A 17361-nucleotide genomic window follows, 5' to 3' on the forward strand; every position below is an offset into this window, starting at 1 on the left:
GCGAAGGGTTCAAAACTCACATTTTTAGGTCGGGAGTAATCCAACGATTAATCCCAAAACTGCACCGAGCGGGACTAAAAGCCAGGTTGGGGTTTTGTAGCGGATCAAAGCGACTAAGGCGAGTAGTCCCATCACCCCAGACATAATGGAATAGAACAGAGTCGGTTGGGCCAAGGTGGTTCTGAGAAGGGGAAGGGTCGCGGCTGCGATCGCACCCAGTACTGCAGGTGTAACTCCCTTTAAAAATGCCTGTATCCAAGGATTCTTGCGGGCACGGAGTAGAAATGGGGCTGCCAGCATAATAAAGGCAAAGGAGGGTGCGAAAATGGCGATGGTTGATACCAACGCGCCTAAAACTCCTGCCACCTTAAAGCCGACAAAGGCTGCCGTTAACACTACTGGACCTGGCGATAGCTGACCGATGGCAACGCCATTAATAAACTCCGTTTGGGTTAGCCAGTGCAACTGCTCGACCACTTCAAATTCCAGCAAAGGGATAATCACTAACCCACCCCCAAAGATAAAGCTACCCACCTTCAGGAAAAAGGTGGTGAGGGGGAGGAGAAATTCACCGATTCGTTCCAGTCCCCAAAAGCTAGAGAGAGTTAGGGTATCTGCTGGTAGATGGGCCAGTAATAAAGGCATTGGCGGTATCCACCAGTTCCGTATTGGAGAATCGGTTCCTCGGGGGCGGAACCACCAGAGTCCGACCAGGCCAGCCAAAATAAACTGAATCAGGACGTTAATGGCAGTGGTGAGGGTGAGGATAAAGATTGCGATCGCAATACCCATCCCCGCAATATCCTTCAGGGTTTTCCTGGCCAGCTTCCAACAAAAGGCCAGAATAATAGCGATTACGACGGGGGAAACCCCCAGAAAAATATCATTAATCTGAGGCAACCCTTGGAAACGAAAATAGCCCCAGGCCAAGGCCACCACAATTAAAAACGCAGGTGCAATAAAGCAAAAGCCGGAGACTAAGGCGCCCAACTGTCCCGCCCGAACGTAGCCAATATAAATGCCCATTTGGGTTGAGGCGGGCCCCGGCAGCATTTCACAAACAGCCAGCCCTTCTGTGAACTGTTCTGAGGTCAGCCATTGACGACGAACCACAGCTTCATCATTGGCCATAGCGATATGGGCTTGAGGACCACCAAAGCCAATGGTTCCCAGTTTTAAGAAGACTTTGGCCAACTCAGCGAGGCGTTGGGATAGGGGTTGTCCAGGAGCAGGCTTGATCTCTGACTGAACCATCTGGCGCCCCCACAACGAAGAGAAACACTCGAAAATATGGCTGATAGAAAGCCATCCTCACTTGTACAAGGGGCAGCTTAAGTTACGGTTAATGGGGTGAAAGTCCGGTACAGTCTTAGTGCCAAGATATCACTGAGCCGGCTGGTAAACCGGTAGATCCTGGCACTAACTCCCTAGCCGTTTCGACAGACTTCCCCTATGAATATTGAGCAGCTTAACGCGGACTATGGCATTGCCGATCAACTTCAGTTCAGCCTGGGTCAGGGCGATTTCCCCATCATCAAAATTAATAACGCCCATGCCCAAGCGATGATTTCTGTCTATGGGGGACAAGTCTTGTCCTACCGCCCCACCTCTGCTCCAGAAGATTTGATGTTTATTAGCGAGCAGGCTTATTACCAAACTGGAAAAGCCATTAAAGGGGGAACGCCCATATGCTGGCCCTGGTTTGGGCCGGACCCTGAGAGCTTAGGGCGAGCCAGCCATGGGTTTGTGCGCAATCGTTTGTGGACGGTGCAATCTACCTCTACCACCCCCAGCCAAGAGATAAAAGTCAAACTGGGTTTAGTGGATACACCTGAAACCCGAGACATTTGGCCCCATTCCTTCGACCTATCCATCGAATTTACGATCGGTTCGACCCTCAAAATTGAGCTAATAACCCACAATACGGGGGAGCAGCCTTTCTCCATTACCCAGGCCCTGCACACCTATTTTCAAGTGGGGGATATTGCGCCTCTAAGGGTCAAAGGTCTGGAAGGCGCCGCCTATATCGATAAAGTGGATGGGGGAGTGCAAAAACAGCAGTCCGGTGAGATAGCCATTGCCGAAGAGGTGGATCGAATTTATTTAGGGGTGTCCCCAGCATTAGCCGTTGAAGATCCCACTCTTAACCGCCGGATTGAAATTACGGCATCGGGGAGTCAAACGGCTGTAGTCTGGAATCCTTGGGTCGATAATTCCACCAAAATGGCTGACTTAAAGGATGATGATTATCAAAAATTTGTCTGTGTAGAGACCGCAAATGCAGCGAATGAGGTGATTGAGATACAGTCGGGGACTGCCTATAGCCTGACTGCAGACTATCGAATAGTCCAGCTTTAGCGAGCTACGGATCGAAGCTACCCAGGAATAGGGGACATCAATCTAGCCCCTATCCCCCGGTGAGACCATTCAATTAAAGGGAATCTTCCAAAATGCGATGTTCTGGAGGAATTTTTTCAATGGCAGCCCTTTGCCGGGCATCTTTTTCAGCCTTCTGCTTGGCTTTAATACGAGCTTTGGCCGCTTTGGCTCGCATTTTTAAGGCATCGTCATTATAGTTTTTGCGAATCACCTCAGTGTTTCTTGAGGGCACAACCGTGTATTTATCTTGATCCGACATAAACAGATGAATGATGAGACAACGTAAGCGCCTGCATTATGACAGTTATTGATAGGAGTTAAAACCAAGAGGGGGGAGGTTTTAGAAAACGTAATAACTCCGTTAAAGAACTAAAGGGAAAATCGGGTAAAAAAACATCAAATGTATAATTTGCCTGGCTTCTAGAGAATAAATGATAAATTATTGAGACGCCTCAACCCCTTTAGCTGAATATCTCTGTTATCGACCCATGCAGCAACTTGAAAAACAGTCAGACTTGGCAAGCTGGCATGGTCGTCTAAGCTTAACCTACGAGAAAAAAGCTCACCAAACTCAGGTTCAGCAGAGCTATCATCAAGCCCCTCTCAATCTACAACGCCCTTTTTATCCTGAAGGGCCAGTTTGCCATAGCGTCATGATGCATACCGCTGGGGGCATGGTGGGCGGCGATCGTCTCTCCATTAATGTGACGCTGCAGCCCCAGACCCATGCGCTACTGACAACAACATCTGCAGGCAAAGTCTATCGGTCTAATGGTCATGGAGCCCAACAGACGGTCCAGTGCCAGCTGGATACTAACGCGATTCTAGAATGGCTGCCCTTAGGAACAATCGTCTTTGACCAGGCTCAGTTTCGCCAAACCTTACAGGTTGAGCTTGGCCCTGGGGCTATTTTTTGCGGATGGGATCTGACTCGATTTGGTCGCAGTGCCCGAGGTGAGCGATTTATGCAGGGGGACTGGCGATCTCATACTGAGATTTGGCAGCAGGGCGCGCCCCTCTGGATTGATCGACAGTGGTTGCCGGGGCAACCGGACATTTGGGAAAGCCCCCATGGCTTGGCTGGACAACCGGTTGTTGGCAGTTTTCTGTGGGTCGGACAAGGGGTTGAACCCAATCTGGTCCAGACGGCTCGTGACCTTTGGCAGCCCACTACCGATGGGGCTGAGATGGGGGTAACGCGCTTACCCCTTGGACTGGTCTGCCGATATCGTGGTCCCTCTAGTCAAGCGGCCCGTCAATGGTTTATACAGGTGTGGAATCTGTTGCGATCCACCCATTTGGGACGCCCAGCCTGTCCTCCCCGTGTTTGGCCACTCTAAAACGAGGTAACCCATGCAGCTCACTCCCCAGGAAAAAGATAAATTGCTCGTGTTTACCGCGGCACTGTTAGCAGAACGGCGGAAGAACCGAGGTATCAAGCTCAATTACCCTGAGGCAGTGGCCTATATTACGGCTGGTATTTTGGAAGGGGCTCGGGAGGGACGCACGGTTGCTGAATTGATGAGCTTTGGCACGACTTTGCTGAGTCGTGCAGACGTGATGGATGGCATTCCGGAGATGATTCCTGAGGTCCAGGTGGAAGCGACGTTTCCGGATGGAACCAAACTAGTGACGGTTCATCATCCCATTACTTAAATTGGCACGAGAATTGGAACGAGGGGGATAATGCCCAATCAAGGGGGATGGAAACGTTGGATCAGCGTCATGGTTTGCTGGTGGCTGCTTCTAAGTGGTCCAGCCTTTGGGTTTGTTACGGACAATGCCCTGACGAACAATACACCTAACAATTTTGCAGATGATCTCCAAGATGCGGCTCGGTGGAGTAATGTGCCGGGCTCCGTATTGTCTAATGTGCGGGGACTGGGGGAGGGATTGGAATATGCGATCGCATCCGACTTTTGCCCCCAAATCATTCCCCTCTTCCAAGATCGCCAACCGCCCACCTGTAACCAAATTGAGAAGGAGATTCAGAGCGCTTTAGATCACTGGGGAGAGAATCATACCGTCCTTCACTTTACGCCAGTGACCGCCAGCTTAGCCGCCCAAATCCCCCCGGATGGTGCTCGGGAGCCGTGGCGAGGGTTTGGGGCAGAGATTGATCTGTTTGTCCGGAGTCCAGAAGACTATCCCCTCGTCGCTAATTTTGGGGCTTACACTAGCTTTTGGTTCACCAATGAAAACCCCATTGGTCTGCAGGGACAGCCGGTTCCAGGAAAAACGATTACCAGTGCTGATATTGTTTTCAATAATCGCAGCTGCTACTTTTGGGATACCCAAGCCCCAATTGCTGGCTGTAATCACTTTGAGTCTTTGTTGATTCATGAGGTGGGGCATGCCTTGGCGTTAGATCACCCCAATGAGTTTCCCCAACGTAACTTTGATACGGACCAGATTCCCGGCAATGTGATGCCCATTGACTGTCAACAGCCAACGAAGGCCCTGAAGCTGGTTTCCAAAATTGATGCGGCGGCCATCATGAATAGTAGTTTGGGGGAGGCTGCTAAGCCGCTACCGCAGCTCAGTCCTGATGATTTGGGCGGTCGGAATTTCCTCTACCCCCTTTGCCAAACCGTGAGTTCTATTAACCTCTCTGGTACTGGACCGAACCCTTGGCAGCTATTTGGTCTCTTGCTGGTGATCAGTTTTTCGGGGGTGTTTGGTATTGCGGCGATTTTGCAGCGGTTAGAAAAGCAGCGTCGCAAACAACGCCGAAAATGATTCTAAATTGAAGTTCTAGACCTATGGGAAAAAGTACCGTACAGTGGCTAGCAAGTGTACTCCGGTCTGACCCATCATGATACCTGGCGAACTCTTTCCTGAAACAGGCGATATTGAACTTAATGCAGGGCGGGCAACGGTGAAGGTGGCCGTTGCGAACACTGGAGATCGCCCCGTGCAGGTGGGGTCTCATTTTCACTTTTATGAAGTGAATCCAGCCTTAGCGTTTGATCGAGCGCAAGTTAAGGGAATGAGATTAGATATTCCTGCCGGAACGGCCGTACGCTTTGAGCCGGGGGACCAGCGAGAGGTCACTTTGGTTCCCTTAGTCGGGCAGCGACAAGTGTTTGGCTTTAATGGAAAAATCCAAGGTGCTTTATAATTCTTTTGAGCGAAATACCTGTTTTTGAACTAGCGTTTTTATTTAGTGAAATCTTTCTCTAGAATTATCTCTTGATAGATTTTTTGGGGAGAATTTCTAAATCTAAAAACAGTAAAATTTTCGAGTTAAACAGTTTGTTGATAGAGAAAAATAAGATTGGGGAATGATTCATCATTCTCCGGGGCAGATGCTTTCATGATTGTGATGTATGGGGCATCCTGATTAGAAAGGTGCATTGTTAAGGAGTCTGTTCCAAATGGAGCTTGCTATCTCCCAAAACTTACCCCAGTACAAAATTTTGCATGTTTTGTACGAGAGTCAGCGAACGCGAGTCTACCAAGGGATAAGAGTGGCAGATCAGTTGCCTGTGGTCATCAAAACCACGGCTCAGCCTTTGCACTTTTCAGAACATGTTGCTTTTCGCAATCAGTATGTAATTGGTCAAAATCTCAAGCATCCTAGCATTATTCAGATGCTCAGCTTGGAATGTTTTGACAGCACTTATGCCTTGATTATGGAGGATATGCAAGGAGTTTCTTTGGTGAAATTCCTTGAGTCGAAGATTTCCATTGCCGATGGATTACGCATTGCTCTGCAGTTAGCAGATGCCCTCCATTATTTATGTCAGCAACGGGTGATTCACAAGGATATTAAGCCTGCAAATATTATTATTCACCCCGAAAGTAAGCAGGTTAAGCTAACGGATTTTGGCTTGGCTTCCTTGTTACCGAAGGAAATGCAAGGGATTAAAAGTCTCAACGCCCTAGAAGGAACCTTGGCTTATCTGGCCCCTGAACAGACGGGGCGTATGAATCGAGGGGTGGATTATCGAGCCGATTTCTATGGCCTAGGCGTCACCCTATATGAGGTGCTGACGGGGCAGCTACCGTTTCCTTCTACAGACGTGATGGAACTGGTACATTGCCATATTGCTAAAGCCCCAACACCGCTCCATGAGATTAATCCTCAGGTTCCCGTTCAGGTTTCAGATATCGTCCTCAAGCTATTGGCGAAAAATGCCGAAGATCGCTACCAAAGTGCGTTGGGCTTAAAGCATGACTTGGCTATTTGTCTGAGTCAGTTGAATGAACGAGGAGTCGTTGAACCGTTTGAGCTGGGGGTGCGAGACGTGTGCGATCGCATCTTGATACCCGAAAAACTCTATGGCCGTGAAGCCGAAGTTCAAACCTTGCTGGATGCCTTTGAGCGAGTGACTCAGGGGCCTTCAGAACTCCTGTTGGTTGCTGGTTCCTCGGGAATTGGTAAAACGGCGGTTATCAGCGAAGTTCACAAACCCATTACTTGCCAAAATGGTTACTTTATTCAGGGCAAGTTTGATCAGTTTAATCGTAATATTCCTTTCTCTGTTTTTGGGCAAGCGTTTCAAAGTTTGATTGACCAGCTACTGGGTGAATCGGATACGGTTTTGGCAGATTGGAAAGCCAAAATTTTAGGAGTTTTAGGAGAGAACGCTCAGGTTTTGATCGACGTCATCCCTAACTTAGGACAAATCATAGGAGCACAACCTGCGGTGCCTGAACTCTCAGGTTTGGCTGCGCAGAATCGTTTTAATTTACTGCTTGGCAAATTTATTCAACTTTTTGCCAGGGCAGAGCATCCCCTGGTGATTTTCTTGGATGATTTGCAGTGGGCTGATTCTGCCTCTTTGAGCTTGCTAACACTGTTGTTTGATGAATCCGAGTCAAGCCATCTGCTGGTGCTGGGAGCATATCGGGAAAACGAAGTGTTTCCAGCCCATCCCCTCATGCTGACGGTGCAGGGGCTACAAGAACGAGGGAATGTCCTGGATACATTACCCCTGGTACCTTTGGCCGAATCTGATGTCAATCAGCTTGTGGCAGATACGTTGTTATGTGGGGCCAATACTGCTACGCCGCTATCCCAGCTGATATATCAAAAAACTGGCGGAAATCCGTTTTTCACGATTCAATTTTTAATTGAGCTATACGATCAGCACTGTATTTCTTTTGATAGCGATGCGGGCCATTGGCTTTGTGACATTACCAAGGTTCAACAGCTGGCCCTAACAGATGATGTTGTGGACTTCTTGATCGAAAGATTAAAGCAGTTACCCGATACAACCCAAAAAATACTCAATCTTGCTGCTTGTTTGGGGGATTCATTTGATTTATCTACCTTAGCGATTATTACTCAGCAAACCCAAACAAGCCTGGCCGATAGTCTGTGGCCGAGCTTGCAAATGGGGTTAGTCATCCCGACAAATAATACGTACAAATTCTTTCAAGGCACGTTGCAGAATCAGTCCTCGTCAACGGTTTGTGTTGCCTATGAATTTCTGCATGATCGTGTTCAACAAGCAGCTTACGAGTTGGCCTGTAACGAGCAGGATGCCCAATCCCTCAGACTTGAGATTGCCCGCAAACTCTTGCAAAAGCATTGCTTTGAAGCGGACCAACGGCGGCTGTTTCTGATTGTTGAGAACTATAACTGTGGTTCATCCGTTCTTACAACCCCTGAGGAGCAAAAGCTCCTTTTCTCGCTGAATCTCCAGGCCGGTCAACAAGCGCTGTCTACCCTTGCCTATGACGCTGCAAGCCTATATTTCACTAAAGCGAGGGCTCTTTATGATGACTACGGCATCACGAATAGCGACTTAAAGTTCCAGCTGTATAGAGCCTCGATTGAGGCTGAATACCTCAATAGTCGGTGGGACAAAGCGACAGAGCTATTAGAGACGCTTACTTTATCTCAGCTCAGTGAGCATCAACAGCTTCAGATCTCGGCGCTCACGATTCGGGTATGGGTTGCTCAACAGCGGTTTGGGGAAGCACTGGATAGAGGCGTGTCTGTCCTAGCCAGTCAAGGCTTACACCTCGTTAGCCCAACCGAGAATGATCGCATTAAAGCCCAGCTGCTCACGATTCAACTTGAGAAGATTCCATTGATGGATCGTGACATCACCCTGAAGATGGGACTTTTGCTGGAGATGTGCAGCTCTGCTATCTTCACCAATCCCCCCCTATTCTTCCAAATTATCCTGACATTGGTGGATCTCTCCCAGCAATTTGGTTATTCGGAGCAGTCGGCTTTTGGGTTTGCGAATTACGGCATGCTATTAGGCAATATGGAGGATTATGCGGCGGCCTATCAAGCTGGTCAAGTCTCTCAAGTATTGCTGAAGTACTTTAATAGCAAGCTTTTTCGCACCAAGGTTGATATGGTTCACTTTTCCTATGTGGCGTCCATTCAAACCCCTTTACGAGACTGTTTGCAGCCTCTGATCGAAGGCTATCAAAACGGTTTAGATATTGGTGACTTAGAATTTGCAGGATATTGTGCCAATAACTATTGCACATATCTTTGGATGAGTGGCAAACCTCTTGATGAGATCCTAGACCTTCAAAAAAACTACGTTAATTGGCTCCAATCCAAAAAACTGTATTTTTCCTGGGCCTATGTCCAGTTTTGGCATCTGTTGTCTCTTAATCTCTCAGGACACTCCAGTATCGTCACGGAGTTTAAGTCTGAAGACTTTGATGAATCTGTGGTCATTGCTCAACTGGAAGCTGTCCAGGCAGGGACAGGACTATATGCCTATTATCTAGCGAAAGGTATTTTGTTTGTCTATTTAAGCTTATGGAAAAAAGCTGATAGCGCTTTTCAGAAAGCTGCGAACTATCAATCATCTATTGCTGGCTATCAGGCAAAGTTGCTGCCCTTTTATCAGGCAATAACCGCTGCCAATCTCGATTCTGAGTCTACTTACATTTGCATAAACACAGCCAAGAACTTTTTGGCTGTGTTAGCCCAGTGTGCTCCCGAAAACTTTCAGCATAAATATCAACTGGTGTTGGCTGAGCAACATCGTTTGGCGCAGAATTATGCTGAGGCTATTACCTGCTATGAAGCGGCGATTCAGGGGGCGAAAGAGAATCAATACCTCCAGGACGAAGCGCTTGCCAATGAGCTAGCGGCTAAATTTTTTCTCAACTGGGGCAAAGACAAGATTGCTGCTGGTTTTATGCAGGAAGCATACTATTGCTATGCTCGTTGGGGAGCCAAAGCCAAAACGGATGCGCTTGAACAGCACAATCCTGATTTGCTACAACCGATTCTTCAACCCAGTCTTCAGCCTATTAATACTTTGGACTCCATAGCGGGTCTTGCTGGGATTAACCTTTCGATTCATTCTTCTGCTTCTGTTCATTCCAACTCCCGTATTAATACAGCTTTTGACTTAACTGCCCTTCTCAAAAGTAGTCAAGCGCTTTCTGAAGGTCTAAATCTGGATGAACTGCTAAAGCGACTGGCACCAATCATGCTACAAAACTCTGGTGCAGATCGACTAGCACTTTTGCTGCCTGAACCAGAGGGGAGCTGGCTGATTCGTGCCACTGCTACCCCTGAAAATACCGATTTATCTTCTATCCCTTTTGCCAATGCTTCCGATTTACCGGCTCAACTGATTCAATATGTCAAAAATACCCACGAAGCGCTGGCCGTTGATGATCTAAGGACTGACTTGCCGATCATAGACGATTATCTTCAGATTTATCAGCCTCGGAGTGTTCTGTGCTTACCGATTCTGCATCAAGGTCACCTCAACGGTTTGCTTTATTTGCAAAATCAATCTGCGGCGGGAGTATTTACGCACGATCGCATCACTGTTCTTAATTTTCTCTGTACTCAAGCTGCGATCGCATTAGCTAATGCCCGGCTATTTCAGACGCTAGAACAACATGTGGATGAGCGAACGAAAGCACTCCAGAAAAATAAACATATCTTGGAAAACCTCCTGTTCAGCACTGGATCAGTGACGGGAGAAGCCGTGTTTCCCACGCTGGCAGAGCAAATGGCGAACGCCCTGCAATGTGCCCACGTGTTGATCTCCCAAATCAATGGAGAAACCTTAGAAACCTTAGCTTGGTATACCAATAACCAGTTACAGGCCAAACTGACCTATCCAAGGGCCCATACCCCTTGTGAAACATCAATTCAGCAGGGCAATTATCACTGTCCTTGTGGGGTACAGGAAGCCTTTCCCCTTGACCCTGATTTAGTCGAGATGGGGGTCGATAGTTATCTGGGTACTGCCTTGAAAGATCGCTCAGGGCAAGTGATTGGGGTGATTTGCATATTAGACTATGAGACCATTGAGAATATAGAATTTGCCCGCATGGTGCTGCAAGTTTTTGGAGAGCGCGCAGCAGCAGAGCTAGAGCGTCAGCAAGCGCAAGAGGCTTTAGAACAGCTTAACCAGGAATTGGAAGCCCGAGTTCGAGATCGCACCGCCCAATTAGCTGCATCAGAACAGCGTTTGCAAACCTTATTTAATCAAGCTGCCGATGCGGTTCTATTACTCGGTGAAGAAGGGTTTATCGATTGTAACCAGGCAGCGATTGATCTGTTCAGATATACCCAAAAATCTGAAATAGTAACGCTACAGCCTTACCAAATTTCACCGGAGAGGCAGGCCGATGGTCAACTCTCAGTGGATAAGACTGCAGCCATCATGGAAGAAACCTTACAAAAGGGCAGCTCCCAATTTGAGTGGCTCCATCAACGTGCCGACGGAGAAACCTTTTGGGCAGAAGTTTCCCTTACACCGATTCAATATCAGGGGGAACTGATCGTCCATAGCATTATTCGAGATATTAGCGATCGCAAGGCCGCTGAAATCTCTTTGCGAGAAAGTGAGGCGAAATACCGTAACCTGCTCTCTAATCTTGACGGTGCGGTCTACCGCAGTCAGTATGATGCCGATTGGACCCTAGAGTTTGTCAGCGATGCCATTGCCGACTTATCTGGTTATCCCGCGGCTGACTTTATTGATAACCGACATCGTAGCTATGCCAGCATTATTCACCCTGATGATGTTGAACGGGTGGATCGGATTGCAGCCAAAGCCGTTGCTGCTCGTCAATCGTTCTCGATGGAGTATCGCATCCTTCATCGAGATGGTTCGATCCGCTGGGTCACTGAAAAGGGAAAAGGCATTTTTAATGAATCAAATCAATTCCTATATTTTGAAGGAGTGATTTTTGACATTAGTGATCGCAAACAAATGGAGACAGCCCTCCATTTGAGTGAAGCCCGTGCCAAAGCTACGTTTGAACAAGCAGCCGTGGGATTTTTAGAAGTTGATATTAGCACCCAGCAATGTGTCCGCGTGAACGACCATTTTTGTCAGCTCATCGGTTATTCCCGCGCTGAACTTCTGGGGATGTCGGTGATTGAGTTTACTCATCCTGACGATATCCATGAGTCTAAAGCAATGCTCCAACAGCTTTATGCCCAGGAGATTGAGGATTTCACTTTGGAAAAACGCTATCTGCGCAAAGATAGCACCTATTTTTGGTCTGAAACAACGGTCTTTTTGGTGGATTTGCAAGATGGTGAAGCCGTTTATAGTGTTGGCTTAGTGCAGGACATTAGCGAGAAAAAGCGGTTAGAAGCTGAGCACGAGCAGGCGGAGGCCAATTCTCGCTTATTGGCCTCCGTCGTTGAATCTACGGATGATGCCATTATTACCAAGACCCTTGATGGCACCATCACTAGTTGGAACCAATCTGCAACTAACCTATTTGGCTATACCGAGGCTGAAGCAATGGGCCAGCCTATTCTGATGCTTTTTCCTCCAGATCGGTATAAGGAGGAGGTCGAGATTATTGCTCGTCTTAAGAATAAGGAGTGTATTGAGCACTTTGAAACGATTCGGCTTCACAAAACGGGGCATCCCATTGATATCTCTGTAACTATTTCTCCTTTAATTGACAGTCAAGGTGAAGTGATCGGTGCCTCTAAAATTGTGCGAGATATTCGCGAACGCAAAGCAAGAGAACAGGAGCTTATTCTCACAAAGTTTGCCCTTGAAAATACAGAGATTGGAATTTTTTGGATCAACTCAGATGGCCAGTTTATTAGTGTCAATGAGTCCGCCTGTATTCGCTTAGGCTATGATCCAGATGAGCTGTGTAATCTTTACGTTTGGGATATTACGCCTGGTTTTTTTGCGGAAGATTGGTTAGAACACTGGACTGAAATCAGCAAAAAAGGCTACTCAAGATTTGAGGTTTTTCATCAAGCAAAAGATAAAACGATTTTCCCTGTGGAAATCATGAGTAACTACATTGAGTATCAGGGGATTGGTTATTTATTTGCCCAAGTTCAAGATATTAGTGAACGAAAAGCAGCTGAAAAAGAGCGTATCCTCACTCAATTTGCATCTGAGAATACGGCGACTAGTATTTTTTGGATTAACCGGACAGGTAGTCTGATCAATGTCAATCGTTCAGCCTGTGCAACCTTAGGCTATCCTCCGGATGAGCTGAAGCAGATGTTTATTTGGGATATCGACCCCCTTTTCCCAGCCGAGGTCTGGTCAAATTATTGGGAACAGCTCAGTCTCAATGGATACGAACGATTTGAATCCCTTTTCCAAGCGAAGGATGGCTCGACGTTCCCCGTAGAAATTATGGGTAACTATCTGGAATATGAAGGGGAGGGGTACATATTCGCAGAAGTGCAAGATATTAGCGATCGCAAAGCCGCTGAAAAAGTATTGCAGTTTACTCAATATTCCGTTGATAACGCTGCTGACTGTATCTTTTGGATCAAACCCGATGGCGGTTTTGCCTATTCTAACCATGCGGCATCTCGGATGCATGGGTATTCAATTGATGACCTCATGCTAATGTCCGTATTTGATGTGAATCCCACCATCTCTAAGGCGTTTTGGTCACCCCATTGGCAGACTATCAAAGAGCAGGGGAGTGTGAGCTTGGAGTCCCAACATCAGAATAGAGATGGACAATTGTTCCCAGTGGAAATCGTTGCCAATTACTTAGAGTTTGAAGGAGAAGAATATAACTTTGTTCGGGTGCGAGATATTAGCGCTCGTAAGGCGGCTGAACAGGAATTAATCCTCAAACAAAATCACCTAGAAGCGCTTCTCAATAATATTCCCCAGATGGCCTGGCTTAAAGATGCTGATAGCCAATTTATTGCTGTCAACGAGCCGTTTGCCCAGGCTTGTGGGTTGTCGGTTGGTGAAATCATTGGTCTGACGGATTGTGATATTTGGCCACAGGATATGGCCCAAAGCTATCGAGAGGATGATTTCAAAGTGATGGCTTCTGGGCATCGCAAAAGGGTTGAAGAACCGTTTTCCCAAGCCGATGGAACGTTAGGCTGGCTAGAGACGACCAAAACGCCCTTTCAAGATGAGCAAGGGAGAATGGCAGGGACGGTTGGTATTGCTGCAGATATCACCGAACGCAAGGCTGCCGAACAAGAGCTTTATGAGTCCAAGCAGCTACTGAAGCTTGTCTTAGACACAATTCCCCAAAAAGTGTGTTGGAAAGATAGAAACTCCGTTTATTTGGGCTGTAACCAGGCCTTCACAGAGATGGCAGGTTTCACCTCATCTGATGAGATTGTGGGGCAAACTGACTATGAGTTGCCCTGGAAAACCGAAGAGGCTGAGTTCTTTATTGAATGCGACCAGCGCATTATGTCAACTGCAAAAGCAGAACTAGGGATTGTTGAACCAATTTTAACGGCAGATGGAAAGAATGCTTGGCTAAGTACAAATAAGGCACCCCTTAGAGATGTTCAAGGCAATGTCATGGGGATTTTGGCCATGATCGAAGATATAACTCCACTTAAGCAAGCAGAAGAGACGCTAAAAAACATTAATGAAGAACTTGAAGCCCGAGTTTCAGAGAGAACAGCTGCTCTAGAACAAACCAATCATGCATTAGCCGAGGCCAAAGAAATTGCGGATAGTGCGAATCAGGCCAAAAGTGAGTTTTTAGCGAATATGAGCCATGAGCTTAGGACGCCTCTGAATGGGATCCTGGGCTATGCCCAAATCCTCAACCGCTCGGACCAAATCTCGCCTAGAGATAAGCGGGGGCTTGAAGTGATTCACCAGTGTGGGTCGCATTTGTTAACCCTTATTAACGACATCCTTGACTTATCCAAAATCGAAGCCCGCAAGTTAGAACTCAATCCCCATCCGACCGATTTACTGACATTGCTATCCTCAGTGGTGGATATGTTCCACCTTAAAGCGACCCAGAAAGGCATTGAACTCCTGTTTCAACTGGATAATGATCTTCCCAAAGGGGTAGAGATAGACGAGAAGCGATTCCGGCAGGTGTTGATTAATTTGATGGGCAATGCCCTCAAGTTTACTGAAAAAGGTAGTGTGACCTTCCAGATATTGCAGCTTGAGGCTAATGCAGGTCAAGCAACCCTCAGATTCGCAATTATTGATACAGGGGTTGGTATTGCCACCGAACAATTGTCTCGACTCTTTAAGGCGTTTGAGCAGGTTGGCGATCCACGAAATCATACCGAAGGTACCGGGTTAGGATTAGCGATTAGCCAACGGATTGTGCAACTCATGGGTGGAGACATACAAGTATCGAGCCAGCTGGGGGCAGGTAGTGAATTCTCCTTTTGTGTGACGGTTCCACTGGCCCAAGATGGGGCTATGACAGTGACTGAATCTCCTTCCCAGCCAGTCGTGGGCTATCTAGGAGATCGTCGCACCCTATTAGTGGTGGATGATCGCTGGGAAAATCGAGCCGTCATTGAAAACCTGCTAGCCCAGCTTGAGTTTGAAATTGTGGAAGCCACGAATGGAGAAGAGGGGTTGGAAAAACTTCAGGTTTGTCAACCCGATGCGGTGATTCTAGATTTAGCGATGCCGGTGATGGATGGCTTTGAATTTCTACAGCACCTGCGCCATGACGCTGCTTTCACCTCTTTTAAAGGGATTCCAGTGATAGTTTCTTCGGCATCTGTTGGACCAACCGATCAGCAACTGGCGGTAGAGCAAGGGGGGGATACCTTCCTGACTAAACCGGTTGATGCCCAGGCATTGTTTCGAGTGTTAGCTGAGCAATTGAATTTGGCCTGGGTGTATGAGGATCAATCTGGAGAACTTGAAACCCAGGTCATCTCTAAGTCTCAAATGGTGATGCCCGCATCACACATTCTGAAAACCTTGCTGACCTTTGCTCAGATGGATAATGTCGGTGATCTCAGGGAACACTTGGAACATTTGGTTGAAACAGATATTCAGTATCTCCCTTTCGCTGAACCTCTGCTGAAGTTAGCAAAACAGTATCGTACGGAAGAAATAGAAACTTTACTCCAGGAGTATTTGGCCCAGGAGCAAACAGATGGAGAGTAGTACTGAAATTATGGTGGTGGATGATACCCCCGCCAATTTAGAGGTTATTTCTGAAACCTTGTCTTCTGCAGGTTATCGAGTTGCCGCTGCTATTAGTGGGGAACGGGCTCTCAAACGCCTCCATACTCATCCTCCTGCCCTTATCCTTTTGGATATCCAAATGCCAGTGATGGATGGGTTTGAAGTCTGTCGGCAAATCAAAGCCAATGCAGCAACGGCCAACATTCCCATCATCTTTATTACGGCTCGCTCAGATACCCAAAGCATTCTCCATGGCTTTGAGATGGGTGCCGTTGATTACATCAGCAAACCGTTTCAAGAAGCTGAACTCTTAGCTCGCGTTAGAACGCATTTGCAGCTTTGCCATGTCAGTCAACTCTATGATGTGGAGCGCGAAAAAGCAGAGCAACTTCAGCAGCTCAATCAGCAACTGTCCCTCACCCAATTCTCGGTGGATCATTCCGTAGATGGCATTCTCTGGTTCAATCCAGATTCGAGTATCGCCTATGCCAATGGGGCAATCTGTGAATTGCTGGGATACGCCTTAGAAGAGTTATTGCAACTATCCAGTGCGGATCTAAAAGCAACCGGCCATCATTCTGAATGGAACGACTTTCAACAAAAGGTTAGAGAACAACACCGTTTAAGGTTTGAAGCTCAGTTACTTACTAAGGGGGGGCAAGAGCTGCCCGTGGAGATTGCCCTTAACTATCTTCAATTCTCTAGTCGTGAATATTATGTGGTGCATTGTCGCGATATTCGCGATCGCAAAGCAGCAGAAGCAAAGCTGCGACAACTCAATACTGAACTAGACCAGCGGGTTCAAGACCGTACTCAAGAACTCTCGCACACCCTAGAAACCCTGAAATCAGCTCAAGCGAGTCTGGTCGAATCCGAAAAAATGGCTGCATTAGGGGCGCTTGTGGCCGGTGTCGCCCATGAAATAAACACGCCGATTGGCAATACCATCACGGTAGCGTCCACCCTTGCCGATGAAAGTGCAGTCTTTGTGAATGCAGCAGAAGCAGGACAACTCAAGCGTTCAACCCTCAATCACTACCTTGATGTGGTCAATCGATGCACGAAGTTAATTAATAGCAATCTGGGCCGAGCCGGAGACTTGATTCAAAGCTTCAAACAAGTTGCAGTGGATCAATCCCATCGCGAACTGCGGACGTTTAATCTGAAAGACTATGTGGGAGAAGTGGTAACCAGCTTAGAACCCCAGGCAAGACGGTCAGGACTCACCTTAGACTTGGCAGGGGATGATTCCATTGTCCTCACTCATGATCCAGGGGTGTTTGCTCAAGTAATTACGAATCTAGTCACGAATTCCATCAAACATGCATATCAGCCTGGAGAGGTTGGACAACTCCAGATTCACCTTGAACAGCAGAACGATCAGGTCCTGTTGACCTATCGTGATGATGGCTGTGGGATTTCTACTGAAAATTTGTCCAGGGTTTATGAACCCTTTTTTACGACTGCCCGGAATCAGGGGGGGACGGGATTAGGACTCAATATCGTCTACAACATTGTCACTCAATCTCTAAAAGGCACCATTAAGATTGATAGTCAGCTTGGACAAGGAACAACCTTTACAGTTGCGCTTCCCTACGCATCCTAGATTGCCTCACCCCAATGGTTAACGGGCTAAATCTGAGGCAAACTCTTT

Annotated in this window: 9 protein-coding genes; 7 read left to right on the forward strand and 2 right to left on the reverse strand. The window is 47.4% G+C overall.

Annotated features, from left to right (window positions below; translation table 11 throughout):
- Positions 1-24: 24 nt before the first annotated feature.
- Complete coding sequence (gene chrA, locus AM1_RS23095; RefSeq protein ID WP_012165332.1) at positions 25-1254, reverse strand: chromate efflux transporter; 1230 nt, start codon at positions 1252-1254, stop codon at positions 25-27.
- A 198-nt stretch (positions 1255-1452) separates the two neighbouring features.
- Between chrA and AM1_RS23100 the strand changes: the two genes are divergently transcribed.
- On the forward strand, positions 1453-2358 hold the full coding sequence (locus AM1_RS23100; RefSeq protein ID WP_012165333.1) for a D-hexose-6-phosphate mutarotase: 906 nt from the start codon (positions 1453-1455) through the stop codon (positions 2356-2358).
- A 73-nt stretch (positions 2359-2431) separates the two neighbouring features.
- Here AM1_RS23100 and AM1_RS23105 read toward each other — a convergent pair whose 3' ends face one another.
- Entirely contained in the window at positions 2432-2638 is a 207-nt protein-coding gene (locus tag AM1_RS23105) for a hypothetical protein (RefSeq protein WP_010477613.1), read from the reverse strand.
- 229 nt (positions 2639-2867) lie between these two features.
- Here AM1_RS23105 and AM1_RS23110 point away from each other — a divergent pair, with 229 nt between their 5' ends.
- The 6 genes from AM1_RS23110 (at position 2868) to AM1_RS23135 (ending at position 17313) form a co-directional block, all read left to right on the forward strand.
- Positions 2868-3719, forward strand: a complete 852-nt coding sequence (locus AM1_RS23110) for an urease accessory protein UreD (protein ID WP_012165334.1) — start codon at positions 2868-2870, stop codon at positions 3717-3719.
- A 13-nt stretch (positions 3720-3732) separates the two neighbouring features.
- Complete coding sequence (gene ureA / locus AM1_RS23115; protein ID WP_012165335.1) at positions 3733-4035, forward strand: urease subunit gamma; 303 nt, start codon at positions 3733-3735, stop codon at positions 4033-4035.
- A gap of 30 nt (positions 4036-4065) precedes the next feature.
- The gene (locus tag AM1_RS23120) at positions 4066-5118 is read left to right on the forward strand and encodes a zinc metalloprotease (RefSeq protein WP_012165336.1); all 1053 of its coding nucleotides are present in this window, start codon (positions 4066-4068) and stop codon (positions 5116-5118) included.
- Between the two features lie 76 nt (positions 5119-5194).
- Positions 5195-5500, forward strand: coding sequence for an urease subunit beta (locus tag AM1_RS23125; RefSeq protein ID WP_012165337.1), 306 nt, complete (start codon positions 5195-5197; stop codon positions 5498-5500).
- Between the two features lie 256 nt (positions 5501-5756).
- A complete protein-coding gene (locus AM1_RS23130) occupies positions 5757-15686 on the forward strand; it encodes a PAS domain S-box protein (RefSeq protein ID WP_012165338.1) in 9930 nt (3309 codons plus the stop codon).
- On the forward strand, positions 15676-17313 hold the full coding sequence (locus AM1_RS23135) for a hybrid sensor histidine kinase/response regulator (RefSeq protein WP_012165339.1): 1638 nt from the start codon (positions 15676-15678) through the stop codon (positions 17311-17313). The genes AM1_RS23130 and AM1_RS23135 overlap by 11 nt, the downstream gene beginning before the upstream one ends.
- Positions 17314-17361: the final 48 nt, after the last annotated feature.

Origin of the sequence: Acaryochloris marina MBIC11017 (assembly GCF_000018105.1) — a bacterium.
In the GTDB taxonomy this organism is placed as follows: Bacteria; Cyanobacteriota; Cyanobacteriia; order Thermosynechococcales; family Thermosynechococcaceae; genus Acaryochloris; species Acaryochloris marina.